The sequence below is a fragment of the Pseudoroseomonas ludipueritiae genome, from assembly GCF_014490445.1.
In the GTDB taxonomy this organism is placed as follows: Bacteria; Pseudomonadota; Alphaproteobacteria; order Acetobacterales; family Acetobacteraceae; genus Pseudoroseomonas; species Pseudoroseomonas ludipueritiae.
Genome location: NZ_JACTUZ010000106.1, coordinates 1 through 16,214 on the forward strand (window position 1 = coordinate 1; position 16,214 = coordinate 16,214).

Annotated in this window: 16 protein-coding genes and 1 pseudogene; 8 read left to right on the forward strand and 9 right to left on the reverse strand. The window is 61.7% G+C overall.

All coding sequences use genetic code 11. From position 1 onward, the window contains the following. Positions 1-458: hypothetical protein (locus IBL25_RS18360; RefSeq protein ID WP_202986807.1), on the reverse strand; the 458-nt coding region annotated here is incomplete at its 3' end. A gap of 115 nt (positions 459-573) precedes the next feature. On the opposite strand from IBL25_RS18360, the gene guaA reads away from it, so the two are divergent. Together guaA and IBL25_RS18370 are read left to right on the forward strand one after the other, a co-directional pair. After that, on the forward strand, positions 574-2,148 hold the full coding sequence (gene guaA, locus IBL25_RS18365; protein WP_187779978.1) for a glutamine-hydrolyzing GMP synthase: 1,575 nt from the start codon (positions 574-576) through the stop codon (positions 2,146-2,148). A 262-nt stretch (positions 2,149-2,410) separates the two neighbouring features. Further along, positions 2,411-3,697 carry a tyrosine-type recombinase/integrase gene (locus tag IBL25_RS18370; RefSeq protein ID WP_456315875.1) on the forward strand — a complete coding sequence of 429 codons (1,287 nt, stop codon included), beginning with the start codon at positions 2,411-2,413 and terminating at the stop codon, positions 3,695-3,697. Here IBL25_RS18370 and IBL25_RS18375 read toward each other — a convergent pair. Both IBL25_RS18375 and IBL25_RS18380 read right to left on the reverse strand, forming a co-directional pair. Next, the gene (locus IBL25_RS18375; protein WP_187779979.1) at positions 3,663-3,953 is read right to left on the reverse strand and encodes a helix-turn-helix transcriptional regulator; all 291 of its coding nucleotides are present in this window, start codon (positions 3,951-3,953) and stop codon (positions 3,663-3,665) included. The two genes, IBL25_RS18370 and IBL25_RS18375, sit on opposite strands and share 35 nt — an antisense overlap. Before the next feature lie 227 nt (positions 3,954-4,180). Continuing rightward, positions 4,181-5,080, reverse strand: coding sequence for an AraC family transcriptional regulator (locus IBL25_RS18380; RefSeq protein ID WP_187779980.1), 900 nt, complete (start codon positions 5,078-5,080; stop codon positions 4,181-4,183). Positions 5,081-5,252: 172 nt separating this feature from the next. Between IBL25_RS18380 and IBL25_RS18385 the strand changes: the two genes are divergently transcribed. The 5 genes from IBL25_RS18385 (at position 5,253) to IBL25_RS18405 (ending at position 11,210) form a co-directional block, all read left to right on the forward strand. Further along, on the forward strand, positions 5,253-6,206 hold the full coding sequence (locus IBL25_RS18385; RefSeq protein ID WP_187779981.1) for an aldo/keto reductase: 954 nt from the start codon (positions 5,253-5,255) through the stop codon (positions 6,204-6,206). A 241-nt stretch (positions 6,207-6,447) separates the two neighbouring features. After that, complete coding sequence (locus IBL25_RS18390; protein ID WP_202986810.1) at positions 6,448-6,972, forward strand: (2Fe-2S)-binding protein; 525 nt, start codon at positions 6,448-6,450, stop codon at positions 6,970-6,972. Beyond that, a complete protein-coding gene (locus tag IBL25_RS18395; RefSeq protein ID WP_187779983.1) occupies positions 6,972-7,976 on the forward strand; it encodes an FAD binding domain-containing protein in 1,005 nt (334 codons plus the stop codon). Before IBL25_RS18390 ends, IBL25_RS18395 begins: the two co-directional genes overlap by 1 nt. Next, positions 7,973-10,135 carry a xanthine dehydrogenase family protein molybdopterin-binding subunit gene (locus IBL25_RS18400; RefSeq protein ID WP_187779984.1) on the forward strand — a complete coding sequence of 721 codons (2,163 nt, stop codon included), beginning with the start codon at positions 7,973-7,975 and terminating at the stop codon, positions 10,133-10,135. Before IBL25_RS18395 ends, IBL25_RS18400 begins: the two co-directional genes overlap by 4 nt. 172 nt (positions 10,136-10,307) lie before the next feature. Continuing rightward, positions 10,308-11,210, forward strand: coding sequence for a LysR family transcriptional regulator (locus tag IBL25_RS18405; RefSeq protein WP_202986808.1), 903 nt, complete (start codon positions 10,308-10,310; stop codon positions 11,208-11,210). Positions 11,211-11,225: 15 nt separating this feature from the next. Here IBL25_RS18405 and IBL25_RS18410 read toward each other — a convergent pair whose 3' ends face one another. Beyond that, positions 11,226-11,648 carry a VOC family protein gene (locus IBL25_RS18410; RefSeq protein ID WP_187779985.1) on the reverse strand — a complete coding sequence of 141 codons (423 nt, stop codon included), beginning with the start codon at positions 11,646-11,648 and terminating at the stop codon, positions 11,226-11,228. Positions 11,649-11,738: 90 nt separating this feature from the next. On the opposite strand from IBL25_RS18410, the gene IBL25_RS18415 reads away from it, so the two are divergent. Beyond that, positions 11,739-12,449 (forward strand): helix-turn-helix transcriptional regulator, encoded by a 711-nt coding sequence (locus IBL25_RS18415; RefSeq protein ID WP_187779986.1) that lies wholly within the window; start codon positions 11,739-11,741, stop codon positions 12,447-12,449. Positions 12,450-12,633: 184 nt separating this feature from the next. Here IBL25_RS18415 and IBL25_RS18420 read toward each other — a convergent pair whose 3' ends face one another. The 5 genes and pseudogenes from IBL25_RS18420 to IBL25_RS18440 form a co-directional block, all read right to left on the reverse strand. Then, entirely contained in the window at positions 12,634-12,864 is a 231-nt protein-coding gene (locus IBL25_RS18420) for a DUF2274 domain-containing protein (RefSeq protein ID WP_187779987.1), read from the reverse strand. A gap of 1 nt (position 12,865) precedes the next feature. Beyond that, positions 12,866-13,999 carry a TrbI/VirB10 family protein gene (locus IBL25_RS18425; RefSeq protein ID WP_202986811.1) on the reverse strand — a complete coding sequence of 378 codons (1,134 nt, stop codon included), beginning with the start codon at positions 13,997-13,999 and terminating at the stop codon, positions 12,866-12,868. Positions 14,000-14,070: 71 nt separating this feature from the next. Continuing rightward, positions 14,071-15,093, reverse strand: a complete 1,023-nt coding sequence (trbG, locus tag IBL25_RS18430) for a P-type conjugative transfer protein TrbG (RefSeq protein WP_238940525.1) — start codon at positions 15,091-15,093, stop codon at positions 14,071-14,073. Positions 15,094-15,095: 2 nt separating this feature from the next. Then, positions 15,096-15,779: a conjugal transfer protein TrbF gene (gene trbF / locus IBL25_RS18435; RefSeq protein ID WP_187779990.1), complete on the reverse strand. Its 684-nt coding sequence runs from the start codon at positions 15,777-15,779 to the stop codon at positions 15,096-15,098. After that, a pseudogene (locus IBL25_RS18440) lies at positions 15,779-16,214 on the reverse strand (P-type conjugative transfer protein TrbL); the annotation flags it as partial. The gene trbF and the pseudogene IBL25_RS18440, both read right to left, overlap by 1 nt.

Genomic DNA, 16,214 nt, shown 5'->3' on the forward strand with positions numbered 1-16,214 from the left:
GGTTCAGCCTGGGGTGCCTCGGCCTGCACGGGCTCGGGGGAGGGGGCGGCCTGCTGCTCCGGCTCGGCCGGGGCCGGGGCGGGCTCCGCCGCCGGCTCGGCATCGCGCTTCGGCAGGGTGTTCAGCAGGGCCTTGGCATGGTTCGAATCGCTCACGTCGCTCATCGCGAAGCCGGGCTCGCGCGCGAAGACCACGAAGACCTCGTTGGCGAAGACCGGCACGGACCAGGACGTCAGGTCCCGCATGAAGTCGGCGTTCAGCCTCGGGACCATGCCCTTGTGGACCACTACCCAGGCATAGGCCGGCTCCTCGCCGCTGTTCTGCTGGCTGTAGGGGCGCACGAAGGGCAGCTCGTCCGCGAACTCGTCCGGAGCCAGGGTGCGTTCGCCCGGCCGCCGGCGCTCCAGGAGATACAGCAGGGTATCGTTCCAGGCGCGGTCATCGGTCGGAAAAGGCATGCGTCAGGCTCCTGGCCACTTATGAATCCGGCGCAGGGTGCCGGGGCGTCCAGCGCGGATCAAGAGGGCGCCTTGCGTCTTGCACCGGAGCCAGGGTTGTGGTGCAAGCTGGCCCATGGTCGACCTCTCCTCCCAAGCCCTCCACCGCGATCGCATCCTTATCCTCGATTTCGGCAGCCAGGTGACGCAGCTGATCGCGCGCCGGGTGCGGGAATCCGGTGTCTATTGCGAGGTCTGGCCCTTCACCGCCGAAGCCGAGCGCATCCGCCGCTTCGAGCCGAAGGGCATCATCCTTTCCGGCGGCCCCGCCAGCACCGTCGATGAAGGCAGCCCCCGCGCGCCGCAGGTCGTCTTCGAGCTGGGCCTGCCGGTGCTGGGCATCTGCTACGGCCAGCAGACCATGTGCATGCAGCTCGGCGGCCTGGTGGAGAAGAGCGACCACCAGGAATACGGCCGCGCCTATGTGGAGGTGCAGGAAGCCTGCGCGCTGACCCAGGATGTCTGGGCCCCCGGCGCGAAGGAACAGGTCTGGATGAGCCATGGCGACCGCGTGGCGCGGCTGCCCGAGGGCTTCCGCATCGTCGCGACCTCCGAGGGCGCGCCCTTCGCCATGGTGGCCGATGACAGCCGTCACTTCTATGGCATCCAGTTCCACCCCGAGGTGGTGCATACCCCGCACGGCGCGCAGCTTCTCAAGAACTTCACGCATGCCGTCTGCGGCTGCCAGGGCGACTGGACCATGGCCGCCTTCCGCGCCGAGGCCATCCAGCGCATCCGCGCCCAGGTGGGCGAGGGCCGCGTGGTCTGCGGCCTCTCCGGCGGCGTGGATTCCTCGGTGGCGGCCGTGCTGATCCATGAGGCGATCGGCGACCAGCTGACCTGCATCTACGTGGATCACGGCGTGATGCGCGGGGGCGAGAGCGAGCAGGTGGTCCGCACCTTCCGCGACCGCTTCAACATCAAGCTGGTGCATCGCGACGCTTCCGACCTCTTCCTCGGCCAGCTTGAAGGCGTCACGGACCCGGAAAAGAAGCGCAAGACCATCGGCCGGCTGTTCATCGAGGTCTTCGAGGAAGAGCAGGCCAAGATCGGCGGCGCCGACTTCCTGGCCCAGGGCACCCTCTATCCGGACGTGATCGAGAGCGTCTCCGCCACCGGTGGGCCGTCGGTCACCATCAAGTCGCACCACAATGTCGGCGGGCTGCCCGAGGACATGCGGATGAAGCTGGTGGAGCCGCTGCGCGACCTCTTCAAGGACGAGGTGCGCGAGCTGGGCCGCGAGCTGGGCCTGCCGGAGGAGATCGTCGGCCGCCACCCCTTCCCGGGCCCCGGCCTGGCCATCCGCATCCCCGGCGAGGTGACGCGGGAGAAGGTGCAGATCCTGCAGAAGGCCGATGCGATCTACCTGGAGGAAATCCGCGCCGCCGGGCTCTACGACGCCATCTGGCAGGCCTTCGCGGTGCTGCTGCCGGTGAAGACCGTGGGCGTGATGGGCGATGGCCGCACCTATGACAGCGTCTGCGCGCTGCGGGCCGTGACCAGCACGGATGGCATGACGGCCGACGTTTATCCCTTCACCATGGAATTCCTGACGCGGGTGGCGGGGCGCATCGTCAACGAGGTGCGCGGCATCAACCGCGTCACCTACGACATCACCTCCAAGCCGCCCGGCACCATCGAGTGGGAATGATTTTTGCCCATCCGGCAATATCCAAAACTACGCCATAGTACGCTGTAACGCACTGAAAAATAATAAATAATCGTTCTACGTCTATCGAGAGCTATCGGTAGGCAGAGATCGGTGATGGCGGCCCACGTGACGGGCCTTCCCCATATTGATCAGCGCCAAAATCACGAGTACCGTCAGGGCATATGACGTCCTTGACGGTACTTTTTTCGGTATAAACCGATGAAAAAAAACATAACTTCCGCCAAGGCACGCCGAAAACCACGTGACGGTACTTTTCGGAGGTGGCGCGGAAATGCTTACGGATGCTGCGATCAAGGCGCTGAAGCCGAAGAGCAAGATGTACAAAATGGCGGACCGGGACGGCATGTACGTTCGAGTCATGCCATCGGGAGCGATCTCGTTTCGCCTCGATTATCGCCTGAACGGGCGGCGCGAAACCGTCTACCTTGGGAAGTACGGCCGCGATGGGATCTCACTGGCCAGGGCCCGCGAACTCTGCATTGATGCAAGAAGGGCCGTCAGCGAAGGACGGTCTCCTGCGATCGAGAAGCAGCGCGAAAAGCGGCGGATCAAGGAAGCCAAGAGCTTCGGCGAGTTTGGCGAAAAATGGCTCGTAAATGCGCCAATGGCCGATAGTACGCGAGCGATGAGGCGCTCGATCTTCGAGAGGGAGTTGCTTCCAGTCTGGCGCAATCGGCTGCTCACGGAAATCACGCCGGACGACTTGCGCGCGCATTGCGGGAAAATCGTGGATCGCGGTGCGCCCGCGACTGCGATCCACGTGCGCGACATCCTCAAGCAAATCTATGGCTTTGCCATTTTGCACGGTGAGAAGGTTGCCAATCCGGCCGACGACGTGGGGCCAGCGTCGATCGCGACGTTTGCGCCGAAGGATCGCTCGCTGTCCCCCACCGAAATCCGGATCATGCTCAGGCAACTCGAGAACGTTGCGACCCTGCCGACGATCCGGTTGGGCATGAAGCTCTATCTGCTGACCATGGTGCGGAAGAGCGAACTACAGGACGCAGTGTGGGACGAGGTGGATTTCGAGAACGCCGTTTGGACGATTCCGAAGGAGCGCATGAAGCGATCGAAAGCGCACAACGTATATCTCTCGCGCCAAACCCTCGACATCATGATCGCGCTCAAGACCTGCGCCGGTAACTCACGATACTTGCTGCCGTCCAGATACGATGCTGACGCACCGATGTCGCGCGCTACGTTCAATCGCGTGACCTATGCGGTTGTCGAGCAAGCGAAGAAGGAGGGGCTGCCGCTGGAGCCCTTTACCGTCCATGATCTCCGACGCACAGGCTCGACCCTGCTCAACGAACTGGGCTTCAACAGCGATTGGATTGAGAAGTGCTTGGCGCACGAAGACGGACGTTCGTCGCGTGGCGTCTATAACAAAGCTGAGTACGAGGTGCAGCGCCGCCATATGATGCAAGAATGGTCGGACATCATCGATGCGTGGGTCGATGGGCGTAAGCACGCACCCGTGCTCTTACCGCCGGCTATGCCCTTGATGGAGCTTGATCCCGCCCTTTGACCGGCCGCGTCTTCCGCTTTGCAACATCTGGGTGCTGAGCACGTCGAATTGGCGCCGCGCGGCGCGCGAGCAGCCAAGCCTCAACTTCAGCTAAGTCCCAGACGATGCATCTGGGCGATAGTGCAAAGCGGCGGGGAAATTCACCACGCTGCTCCATTTCGTATATGGTGCTGTCTGCAAGGGGGATCATCGCGCGCAACTGATGGCGCCGAATAGTGCGACGTAGCGAATCGTCGATGGCAATCGCCTTGGCCATGGTTTGCCTCCTATTGCTTGCGGTTTCGGAATAGAAACAATAGGTCCTGTAATAGGAAGGCCCGCCAGCGCTGCGTGCGGGAATATCGTATCATAGAGTGCAAATCGGACGATCAGTTAAGCTGTGGCTCTCCTGGCCTCGATAGGCTTTGCGGTCAGAACCAGAGCGTAGATCAATCGCTCTGATAGGCAAGGTTCCAGTCGAGGGCGGTATCTTTGCGTCGGAACTTACGCAACCACTGCCAAGCCCGGTGAAGCGCGCAAGCGCGCTATGTCCCGCGATGGCGGTTCTCCGAAATGGCGGCGATATTCGCGACTGAACTGAGACGCGCTTTCGTAACCCACGCGCAAAGCGGCAGTCGCAACATCGATGTCCTCAATGAGCATCTGGCTGCGCGCGTCCTGAAGCCTGAGCTGTTTTTGAAACTGCAGCGGGGTCATGGCTGTCACGGCGCGAAAATGCTCGTGGAGGCTTGAGGGGCTCATGCCCACTTCTGCAGCAAGGCGTTCGATGCTGAATCGTTCTCGAAAGTTCTTACCGATCCACGCGATGGCGCGGCCGACTTGCGCGACCCGGCCCTGGCCGGAGGTGATGTGCCGCATCCTTGCTCCATCCGGTCCGGCGAGCAGGTAGTAGAGGATTTCCTGCTCGGCAAGCGGTGCGAGGACGGGCAGCGCGGAAGGATTGTCGAGTAGGCGCAGCAAGCGAAGCGTCGCGTCGAGGAGGCCAGCGCTAGCATCGGACACCGTCTTTCCTATAGGCGGCGATGGCACTTCCGGCGGCGGCGGAACACGTGACGCCAATTCGCCGAGCATTACGGGATCGAAGTCGAGGTATAGGCAGAGGTACGGTTTGTCAGGCGTCGCTTCGATCACATGACCTATCGCTGGCAAATCGTAAGTCACAACGCCATAGCGGCCTGGAGCGTATCTGAAAATGTGATCGCCTAGCGAAACCTCCTTTTGCCCCTGAACGACGAGGCAGAGTTGAGGCCTGTAGATGTTCGGCATCGGCATCGTCACGGTGGAGGATCGAACAAGCGTCACGCGTTCGATAGGGGTGGCTTGGAAACCGTCATTCGAGACGTGTTTCGTGATTATCGCAGATATTTCTCTCAGTTCTTCCATGAACAGATTCATTGCATGTGCGCGCGATGGGATCAACGCGAATGCGATAATCCCTGGAGGATCAGGCAGAAATCTCGGCGCATCAGGCTCACGGTTCGAATGCGCTTCGTATCACAGTGTGGAAAGCACGCGCCCAAACAAAATCCGGTCGCAGATCAAGTACGGAGCAAACATGACAACCGACAATATGAAGATTCCCGCCGTCGGACTCGGCACTTGGGCGTGGGGTGACAGTGGCTCGAGCGGGGACGGCTACTTTGGAAGTACGCTGACCCGGACCGGCCTCGAAGAGTTGGCTGATAGAGCTCATGCGGCCGGATTTACCCTTTGGGATACCGCCGTCGTATACGGCATGGGGCGCTCGGAGACCGTTCTTGGAGAGGTCCTGAAGCGCTTCGCCCGTTCCGACTTTCAGCTCTCCACAAAGTTTACGCCGCAGGCCGCGGGAACCGGAGATGATCCGATGGCGGACATGCTTGAGCAAAGCTTGGCCCGTCTCGGTACCGACTACATCGACCTCTACTGGATTCACAATCCCGGCGATGTGGCGCGGTGGACTCCCCACCTGATCCCCTTGCTTGAGAGCGGCAAGATCAAACACGTCGGTCTCTCAAACCACAACCTCAGCCAGATCGTGCAAGCCAACCAGATTCTCGGCGATGCCGGGTATTCTGTTGAGGCCATCCAGAACCATTACAGCATGCTGCATCGCAATTCGGACCAAAATGGCATCCTGGATTTCTGCACCAAAGAAGGCATCCCCTTCTTCGCCTACATGGTGCTCGAACAAGGCGCCCTAACCGGCAAATACAATCCGCAGAACCCGCTACCGGAAGGCAGCAATCGGGCACAGGCGTACAATGCCAAACTACCGCAGATGAAGTCGCTAACCGACAGGCTTGGCTCGATCGGCCGAAGCCATGGCGCTGAAGCTCCTGACGTCGCGGTTGCGTGGGCCATAGCCAAGGGCGCGACGCCGATCATCGGCGTCACCAAACCCAATCATATCGACGGCTTAGGCCGTGCCGCCGCGATCGTGCTTTCCAATGACGACATTGTTGAATTGGAGGCACTGGCTCTCGCCGCGAACGTGGATACCCGCGGGTGGTGGGAACAAGAGATGTAGTTCGAAGCAGCGCTTCCAAAAGCATGCTCATGCAGGCGAGCCCGTTACGTCGCCGATCTGCAAGCCTGAACGTCTCGAGCCGAGCCGTTGCATGATCCAATTTCATGAAGGAGACAGCATGGCAGCCGATTTCACGGACGATGAAGGCAAGAAACGGGATGGCGCGCTTAAACTGTCACGCCGTGATGCACTCAAGAGCGGCGCGCTTGTTGCCGCCGCTCTGACCCATGCCCAATCGGGCATGGCTCAAAATGTAACGCCGCGGGTAGCTCCGCTGCAGGTAAGACCGGCTCAAGCTCTCGTCGTTCACACCACTGTTAATCGAGAGGCGGTCGAGGTCGAAATCGATGTCCGAACATCGCTGCTTGACCTGTTGCGCGAACGCCTTGCTCTTACAGGCGCGAAGAAGGGCTGCGATCATGGTCAATGTGGTGCCTGCACCGTCCATGTAGACGGCCGGCGCGTTGCTTCTTGCCTCACCCTTGCGGCAAAGGTCGAAGGGCGGCAAATCCTGACAATCGAAGGTTTGTCGGACGGGAGTAATCTACATCCGATGCAGCAGGCCTTCATCGACCACGACGCCCTGCAGTGTGGCTACTGCACGCCAGGGCAAATCATGGCGGCCGTGGCCTGTGTCGACGAAGGCAACGCAGGCACACCGGAACGCATTCGCGAATACATGAGCGGCAACATCTGTCGGTGCGGTGCCTATGTCGGCATCGTAGCCGCGATCGAGGACGCGGCCTCCAAGATGAGGAGGGGCTGATGAAGGCTTTCACCTATATCCGCCCGACAACAGCCAAGGAAGCTATAAGCGCGTTTGCCAGCGCGGCAGAAGGCGCGCGCTACATCGCTGGCGGCACCACTCTGTACGATCTGATGAAGCTCAATATCGAGCGGCCGCCGTTCCTTATCGATGTGACGGCGATCGCTGGGCTAAATGAAATTGATATCAACGAGGACCGGCTGCGGTTCGGAGCGTCAGTTCCGATGAGTGCCGTCGCGTCACATGAGACGATCAGGACCAGCTATCCCGTACTCGCCGAATCCCTTTGGAAAGCTGCGTCTCAGCAACTCCGCAATATGGCGACCGTCGGCGGAAATCTCCTTCAGCGCACTCGCTGCATGTATTTCCGCAACGGCGCAGATGGGGCTTATCCGTGCAATAAGCGCGAGCCAGGCAGCGGTTGCGCCGCGATTGGCGGGCTTGACCGTGGGCAAGCTCTGCTGGGTGTGAGCGCATTATGCAATGCAGTCTCGCCTGGTGACTGGCCAGTCGCGCTGACGGCAATGGATGCCCGGATCGAAGTAGTTGGCGCGGCAGGTTCTCGCTATATGCCGATTGCGGAACTTTATCGCCTGCCCGGTGAAACGCCGCATCTCGAATTCACTCTGGCTCCAGGCGAATTAGTGACTGCGATCGAGGTGCCGAGGACGCCCGCGGGCCGCAGCTCGACCTATCATAAGATCCGCGACCGTGAATCATACGCTTTTGCGCTTGCCTCAGCAGCCGTAGCTCTCGAGCTGCAGGGAGGGCGCGTTACTCGAGCTCGCATTGCTGTGGGCGGTGTCGCGACCCGCCCCTGGCGAGCGACTGAAGCCGAGCAAATGCTCGCCGGGCGGCGGTTAACAGCTGACAGGGCACTCGAGATCGGCCGGGCGGCGTTTCAGGCTGCCCAGCCCGGAAGGCACAACGGATTCAAGCTCGAACTTGGCGCACGGACGGTTGCCGACGCCTTGATGATTGCTGCCGAAAGGAGCCGCTCATGAGCGCTGGTAAGTTTCCAGATCGGGCCCGCATTGATGCGCTTGAGAAGGTGCAAGGCTTGACGCGCTACCCAGGCGACATGCCGGCGTCGCGGATGCTCCATGCGATGATCGTGCCGTCGCGCATCGCGAAGGGGAGATTGACAGGGCTTGACACTGCGGCCGCACTTCGCGTCGCAGGGGTTGTGCGGGTGCTGACGCCAGAGGACTTTCCCTCTCCGCCGCCGGTCAGTGAAGCTGGACCGCCGCCACCGCCGCCATCACTTGAGCAGCGGATTGCCTTTCGCGGTCAGCCCGTGGCGCTCGTTGTAGCTGAAAGCCTTGAGGCAGCCATAGAGGGCGCGGAGTTGGTCCGCCCAAGCTTTGAAGTCGAGCCGTTCGTGGTCGAAATTGACAGCAAGGACAGCGAACGGGATGCAGCGGAAAACGTGATCTTCGGCGATGCCCAAGCCGCGTTTGCGAGGGCGGCGATCACGATAGAAGCGAAATATACTTCGCCAACTCAGCACCACAATCCGATCGAGTTGTTGGTAACGGCCGCGATTTGGGAAGACGGGCGCCTCACACTCTACGAGTCAACCCAAAGCAGTGCGGCAACGAAGGTGGCTACCGCTCGCGCGCTAGGTCTCGATCCCGCAATGGTTGACGTAAAGAGCGCCTATATCGGCGGCGGCTTCGGGCAGAAAGGCGGAAGTAGCCAACGGCAGACCGTCCTGGTCGCAAGAGCTGCAATGCTGCTTGGTCGTCCGGTAAAGATCGTAGTACCCCGCGGTCAGATCTTCCACCAAGCCACCTATCGGCCTCGCAGCCGGCACCACATCCGTTTAGGCGCGGACGCCGGGGGCAAGATGATCGCGGCCGCATATGATGCGGAGCAGGAACAGTCACGCCACGGCTCATTTCCTGTCGCCGATTATCACGAAGCACCTGCTCGGATGTACGGGATCGAAAATTATCACGGCACCGCTGCAGACATCAGGCTGGACCGCCAGCCTCCTGGATGGATGCGTGCGCCGCACCCGCAGGCGGCATGTTTCGCCTTCGAGAGTGCGGTCGACGAACTGGCGTACGAGCTGGGGCACGATCCCGTCGCGTTGCGATTAGCCAATGACAGGCGGGTCGATCCGCTTACGGGCCACCCTTTTTCTTCCCGCTTTCTGAACGAGTGCCTCGAGGAGGGCGCGAGGCGCTTTGGCTGGTCGCAGCGCAATGCTCGACCTGGGTCAATGACGGCCAGTGACGGGAGCTTGATAGGTTGGGGTGTCGCATGCGGGGCGTATCCTTCAAGAATGGTGCCGGCGGTTGCGACTTTGCGGATCGGTGCTGATGGCTCCACGCTCTACAAAGCTTCCGGCCATGAAATGGGCCAAGGCATTCGTACTGCAATTGCGACGGTGCTTCTCGAAGCGCTATCTATCGATCCGGATAGGCTGGAGATTGTCATTGGCGACACCAGCGCAGCTCCCCAGCACATGACCGCAGGTTCTTGGGGCACGGCTGGCGCAGTCCCGGCCGCGACCAAGGCGGCAGCGCGCATGCGCGAGGCGATGACAGAGCTGCTTGCAGGACGACGTATCCAAGGGAATCTGCACCGGCAATTAGCGGCCGTGCGCCGCCCGTCTCTGCAAATTGAAGTTACCGAGCTCGGTCCCGGACAGGGCCCAGAGGCACTCGCGTCTTTGCGCCGAGGGGGCTTTGCCGTCGCTGGCCCAGAATATCCGACGTTCACCACCATGAGCTACATTGCCCATTTTGTGGAGGTTCAGGTCGAGACCAGAACCCGGCGTGTCCGAGTACCGCGCGTTGTTAGCATCGCTGATTGTGGTCGTGTCATAAGTCCCCGAACGGCGGCGAGCCAGGTCCGAGGCGGAGTCGTCTGGGCGATTAGCGCGGCCCTACGTGAGGCCACCGAGATCGATCCGCGCTACGGTGGATATCTCAACAACGATCTGGCTGATTATGTAGTCGCCGTTAACGCAGACATAGGTTCAATCGATGTCGGCTTTATCGACCAGCCAGATCCTCTTGCGAATTCCACCGGTCTGAAAGGCCTCGGCGAAGTAGCGATGGCAGGCGCATCGCCGGCTGTCGCAAACGCCATCTTCCATGCCACCGGCAAGCGGATCAGGGAATTGCCAATCCGAATAGAGTATTTGCTGTGAGCATCCATTCATTCGATCGCCAGCGCAGTAATAGCCAATGAGGACATCAAGAAGATCAATGCGCGTCTAGCAGAGGAAGAGATGGTTATCTTCGAGATGATTTCTGCACTCAAATGAGAGTAACGACGCCGGGCGCGTGTAATGCCTGAAACTTGATCACGGACGAAATGCGGTGCCAGATTTAGTATTTGATCTTCGCTATCTCAAATACGCTATGGCAGTTGCGCGACATGGCAGTTTCCGGCGCGCGGCAGATGCACTTGGCCTATCACAATCCACAGTCAGCCGACGGGTACATTTGCTCGAGCGACGGCTGGGGGTACCGATCTTCGAGCGGAACCGGACTGGGACGCACCTGACCTCCGCGGGGGAAAGATTTATCCGGGAAGCCGAGTTTGGCGCAGAGCGTCTTCATCAAGCTGCTATGGAGCTTGGAGCGGTCCAGCGTGGCGATACGGGAGAATTGCGGATCGGCGTTACCAGTTCAATGGCGACCGGATTTCTAGCCAATGTGCTAGGTTTGTTTACGGCACGTTTCCCGAGCATTGTTCTCACGTTTGAAGAGGCATCTTCACAAGCAAACGCAGCGAGCGTCCTCGATAGTCGTTTGGACGTGGCGTTTATCTTGGGAACGCCTCAGTTGCCAAACCATCAAACCCGACGTCTATGGGACGAAGAAGTGTACTTTGTTATCCCGGCCACTCACAAATTTGCTGGACGATCACAAATCACTTGGCGCGATGCTAGGCACGAAACATTTCTTGTACACGCGGGCGGAGCGGGTGAGGAAAGCGAGGATCATCTAATCAGACGAGTTTCTGCACTAGGGTTTCGGCCAAAGATTATCCGCCAAAAAGCTAGTCGAGAGTATATTTTCAGCCTGGTTGCTCTAGGTTGTGGCATCGCTATCACAACAAGTTCTGCAGAAGGGTTACTTGATAAGGGCGTTAAGTTAGTGCGCGCAGGCGACGGCGTAGAAACCGTCGCCTTGAGTGCCGTATGGTTGGAGCACAGCCCGAACCCTGCACTCAGAAAGCTGCTTAATGTCTGCGACTCTCTTGTGTTTCAACGCTGAAGTGGGTGCGGCAATTTACTGTAGGTCATCTGTCGTGACGTCGACGACCCACGTGATGCCGAAACGGTCGATCAACATTCCAAACAGCGGGGACCATTGCGTGGGTGCAAGGTCCTGTAGGATTGTGGCGCCTTCTGCCAGCAGGGACCAGCGGGCTTTATTGTCATCGATGCTCGATCCGCTGAGAGCCACATAGAATGCGTTCTTTCCCGCATCAAATTCTTGATCCTTCCGCACATCGAAGGCCATGATTCTGAAGCCGTCCTTAGAGACGACTTGGCCCCACATGATGTGGTCCGGCGCGGCGGCGGCGTCAGCCTGACCCATCTTTTCATAGGTCATCAAAACCCGTTCGCCGTCGAATACGCGGGCATAGAAGTCGAGCGCCGCGCGGGCATGGCCACTGAAGTTGAGATGGGTAGTTACAGTAAAGGTCATTATTCTCTCCAATACGATATGGGCAGTGCTGGCTTTGGTCGCCCAATGACGGTATAGCTTGGGGCAACTGCCAATATCCGTCAGTAAGCGATGCCGCGAGCCGATCGACTCCTACGCCTCCTCCAGCTAATCCGCGTGATGGCGCCGCCGATCACTGCAGCGCGTCTTGCCGACGAAATCGGCGTGTCCATCCGAGCCTTATATCGTGACATTGATGCGCTCCGCGCAGCCGGCGCACGGATCGAAGGGCAACGTGGCTATGGCTACAAGCTGATTGAAGACCCGTCACTGCCGCCGCAATCGTTGGATCGTGACGAAATCGAAGCGCTCGCGCTCGGTTTGGCCGAGGTTGGTTCCTGGGGTGATCCAATGCTGGCGAGGGCGGCGGCCTCTGTCCTCAGCAAGGTTGCAGCCACGCTTTCAGATGAGCGTGGTCGACAACTTATCCACGCAATTGCGCGCGTTTTTCAGCCCACACCCCGATATGCCGACGACATGGACCTTGCGCCTTTGCGTAGTGCATGCTGGCAGGAGGTGGCAGTAAAAATCAGCTATCATGATCAGAAGAACCACGAGAGCGAGCGCGAGATTCTGCCGCTTTCCCTCGTATATAACGAGGACTGCGTTACCGTTCTTTCTTGGTGCTGCCTACGCGAAGATTTCCGGATGTTCAGGACCGACCGGATAACAGCGCTCAGATCAACCGATCGAAGTTTCCGCCCGCGACGCGTGGCCCTTTTAAGGACATATCTGGAGCAACTCCAAGGGCAGTTGGACAGCCAAATAGCCGGGAGAAAGTGATGCGTTGTGATGATGGTGCAATCGCTTCGGCATAGGGCATAATGAATTTGGCGCAGGGGTTGCTGCCCCTCATGAAGAGAGCTTGCATTAAGCGGAGCTTCCTTCCCCCGTTTGAATAAATCGACCCGTCACCGCGAGCTTCTTAAGGTGTCATCCTTTCAAGGCTTCTTGAGCGATCGGCTGTCTATCCCTTGTCTGATAGGCTTCGACGCGCCCGAGCGAAGCCGCGATCAGTGGCGATGAAGCGCTGGACCATGGGGGCAATGAGCTTGGCTGGATCCGAGACCTGTTGTCCCGTCTCCTGCGCCAGGACCTCCGCATACGCAACGAGATCCCGGTGAAGCGGCGCCGGTAGCTCGACCGTCACCTTGATCGGCTTGTCGTCGGCGATCGCGCCGAGCTTGAGTTTGGTCATCTCAGCCTCCGTAAGGTTCGAGCACCAGATCGCGGGTCACGATCACTCGCACCGGAAAACCGGGTCGAATCATCAACGTCGGGGCGATGTTGAGCTGGCGCCGGATGATCTGCTGGCCAGCGTCGTTGATCGTGTCCTGGCCGCCATTGCGGATTGCCTGGATAAGCCGGTCATCGTCATTGGTGGCGAGCTCAGCGCCGACACTGAGCAGCGTCGAGAGGCCAGCCGCCTTGGCGAGATCCCACCAGTGGTAGTCGACGCCATCCTGGAGGCCGGCATAGCCCTCCGCGTCCGCGCCAGGCTGCCGCTCGAGCACGATGCTCCTGCCATTTGGGAAGATCAGGCGGTTCCACACGAGAAGGACGCGGCTCTGCCCGAACTGGACGTTGTTGTCGTACTGGCCGATCACGCGCGTGCCCTGCGGGACGAGAAGGATGCGGCCGGTCGGGCTGTCGTAGATGTTCTCGGTGACTTGGGCGGTGATCTGACCCGGGAGGTCCGAACGGATGCCGGTGATCAGCGCCGCCGAGATGACCGCGCCCGCCTGCAGGATGTTCGGCGACGCTGGCGCGGCGACGCGATCGGCCGCGACAGTGCGCCGGTCAACCGGAGCGTTGAGGAAGGCCTGCTGCCGCTCCTGAGCCGTTGGCGTCGCCGCCGGCGGCGCGAGGCCAAGGCTCGTGAGATCGGACTGCGCCAGCGTCTGCGTGCTCGTCGGCGCCGGCGTCGTGGTGCGCGCTTCCGAGGCCGCAAACAGCCGGCTAGTCCGCGCCGTCTCGATCTCCTGTAGGCGGCGCTGCTCCTCCGGGCTGATGCCGGGCTGCACCGGCGCGACGCCGGGCGTTGGCACGGGCTGGCCGCGGTTCTGAGCGCTGACGATCGGTCGGCCGAGATCGCCGGGGAGCGGCGGCCCGAGCTGCGGCACGCCGGTATAGTCCCGCGGCAGACCCTGAAGGCCGTCCGCCGTCGAGCGATTGTCGGTCGAATAGAGTTCCTCGGGCGGCCGCCCGCCGTTGCGGGTCTGGAGCGCGTAGACTAGCGCGCCGCCGAGACCCAGGCTCGCCACCAGGCCGAGCCCGGCGAGAACCTTGCGCGACAGCCGCGTGGCACGCGGGGCCTCGGCGCGCAGCCGCATCGGGGCGGCCGCCTCCGGCGCCGAGCCCGTCAGCGGCGCGCCGGCTTCCTCTTCCTCGTTCCGGTCTTCGCTCACGACGCGGGCCTCCTGTCGGTGCGGGTGATCCGGACCCGCTTCTGGCTGTCGCCGGAGCCGAAGCGCAGCTCCGCGGCCGCAAAGAGCCGATCGACGATCATGTAGTTGTTGCGGACCCGGTAGTTGACCAGTTCGGAAGTGTTACCCTCGGCGCCGACGACGAACAGCGGCGGCATTTCGCCCTGGCCGATCCCCCTCGGGAATTCGATGAAGACCTGCCGGCCGTCGTCATAGGCGCGTAGCGGACGCCACGCGGCGCGGTCGCCGGTGACCTCGTATCGGAAATTGATGCGCGAGAGATCGACGCCGGTCGCCACCGGCTGGGTCGCCTGCGCCTCGGCGTTCTGGCGCCGGAGCGCGATGAGCTGGTCCTGCGGATATTGCCAGGAGACCGAGGCCATATAGGTGCGCTCGGTCGAGCGCAGCTCCATGTGATAGGTGCGCAGGTTGGTGTTGATGACGAGGTTGGTCATCAGGTCGGCGCGGGTGGGCTTCACCAGGAGGTGGACCTGAAGGGTTGCCCCGGAACCGCTCTGCGTGTCGCCGATAATCCAGCGCACCGTATCGCCGGCGGCGACCGGGCCAGAGCCGACGAGCTGTTCGCCAGGCTGTAGGGCGATGTCGGTGATCTGCCCGACGGCGGTGTAGACTTGGTAGAGCGCCCCTTGCGTAAAGGGATAGACCTGCATGGAGTTGATGAAGCCGTCGCGCACCGGCTGGATGCGGGCGGCGGCGTTGGCCTGATTGACCCGCGCCGTGGGATCGGCGGGTTCAGGCGCACGCCGCGATTCCTCGACTGGCTTCATCTGGCCGGGCAGTGGGAGCGGCCTCGGCAGCTCGACCACCCGGACTGGCGCGGGCGGATCGACAGTCTGCACGGCGGCGGGCGCGTCGTCGTAGCTGATCTCGGGCGGCCTCTGCGTCGTCGTGCAGCCGGCGAGTGCGGTGGCGGACAGCAGCAAAACCGCCAATGTGTGAATACGGAAAGCCGGTTCTCCGGCTTTACGGAAAATCGGCATCGTCATTGCCCCAGCTCCCGTGACCATGAAATTGCGTTGACGTAGATACCCAGCGGATTGGCGCGCAGCCGGTCGGCGTTGCGCGGAATCTGGACGACGATGGTGAGGATCGCCGTCCATCTCGTCGTGTCGGCGAGCTGGCCGTTCTCGTAGCGGCGCTCAGTCCATGCGACCCGGAAACTGTCGGGAGAGGCGCGGATCACGCTGGAAACGTCTACCGCGATCTGCTGGCGGCCGACCTTGGTGAAGGGGTCGTTCGAGCGCGCGTAGTCGTTGAGCGCGGCGGCGCCCCGGTCCGTCGTAAAGTCATAGGCGCGCAGCCAGTTCTGCCGGACGATGATCGCGTCCGCCGGGATCGAGCGGACCTGCTCGATGAAGCGTGCGAGGTGGAATGCGATCTGCGGGTCGGTCGGCTGATAGTCGGGCGTCGCCGGGGCGATCGCCTGCGCCTGACCGAGCCGGTCCGTCTGAACCACCCACGGAACGACGGTGCCGCGCGCCGATTGCCAGACCAGCGCCGCCGCGAACCCGGCCGACAGGAAGAGCGACCCGAACGCCATCAGGCGCCAGTTGCGCGCCTGGACGCGGGCCGAGCCGATGCGGTCATCCCACACCTGGGCGGCGCGCAGGTACGGCGTTTCGGGTTCGGGAGCTTTTCCATAGTGGGTCGAGGGTCGTCGAAACATCAGCGGTCACCTTCGGAGAGATTGATGGAAGAGCCGCCGCCGTGGCTGTCGCCGCTGCGCACCGCATGGACGGTGGTCGAGACGGCGTGGCTCATCTGTTGGGAGCGCTTCATCCGGCGGGCCCAGGCGGGCGGCTGATCGCCGCCTGCAGGACCCGGCGTCGCGTCGTTGGCAGCTTCGCCGACGGTGCCCATGGTCGAGGAGCCGCCGGTTGCCTCGAAGGCGGACCGGGCTCCGTCGGCGAAGCTAGAGCGCATGCTCGACGATGTGCGCTCGGCGGCGCGTCGAAGCGGCGATGTCGCGGCCGATCCAGCGGCCCGGGCGACACCGCCCAGTCCGCTCGCCACGCCCGAGGCGCCCGTCTGCCCTGCGGCGCCCAGGCTGTATGCGGTCGATGCGCCGCCGGCGAGCGCGGCACCACCACGGGCTGCGGCG

Bases quoted from the DNA above. Each gene is read 5' to 3' on its own strand.
- trbG (WP_238940525.1), bottom strand. From the start codon at position 15,093: ATGCCGATTTTCCGTAAAGCCGGAGAACCGGCTTTCCGTATTCACACA.
- guaA (WP_187779978.1), top strand. From the start codon at position 574: ATGGTCGACCTCTCCTCCCAAGCCCTCCACCGCGATCGCATCCTTATC.
- IBL25_RS18400 (WP_187779984.1), top strand. From the start codon at position 7,973: ATGAGCGCTGGTAAGTTTCCAGATCGGGCCCGCATTGATGCGCTTGAG.
- IBL25_RS18415 (WP_187779986.1), top strand. From the start codon at position 11,739: ATGCCGCGAGCCGATCGACTCCTACGCCTCCTCCAGCTAATCCGCGTG.
- IBL25_RS18420 (WP_187779987.1), bottom strand. From the start codon at position 12,864: ATGACCAAACTCAAGCTCGGCGCGATCGCCGACGACAAGCCGATCAAG.
- IBL25_RS18380 (WP_187779980.1), bottom strand. From the start codon at position 5,080: ATGGAAGAACTGAGAGAAATATCTGCGATAATCACGAAACACGTCTCG.
- IBL25_RS18410 (WP_187779985.1), bottom strand. From the start codon at position 11,648: ATGACCTTTACTGTAACTACCCATCTCAACTTCAGTGGCCATGCCCGC.
- IBL25_RS18375 (WP_187779979.1), bottom strand. From the start codon at position 3,953: ATGGCCAAGGCGATTGCCATCGACGATTCGCTACGTCGCACTATTCGG.
- trbF (WP_187779990.1), bottom strand. From the start codon at position 15,779: ATGTTTCGACGACCCTCGACCCACTATGGAAAAGCTCCCGAACCCGAA.
- IBL25_RS18425 (WP_202986811.1), bottom strand. From the start codon at position 13,999: ATGCGGCTGCGCGCCGAGGCCCCGCGTGCCACGCGGCTGTCGCGCAAG.
- IBL25_RS18390 (WP_202986810.1), top strand. From the start codon at position 6,448: ATGGCTCAAAATGTAACGCCGCGGGTAGCTCCGCTGCAGGTAAGACCG.
- IBL25_RS18395 (WP_187779983.1), top strand. From the start codon at position 6,972: ATGAAGGCTTTCACCTATATCCGCCCGACAACAGCCAAGGAAGCTATA.
- IBL25_RS18385 (WP_187779981.1), top strand. From the start codon at position 5,253: ATGACAACCGACAATATGAAGATTCCCGCCGTCGGACTCGGCACTTGG.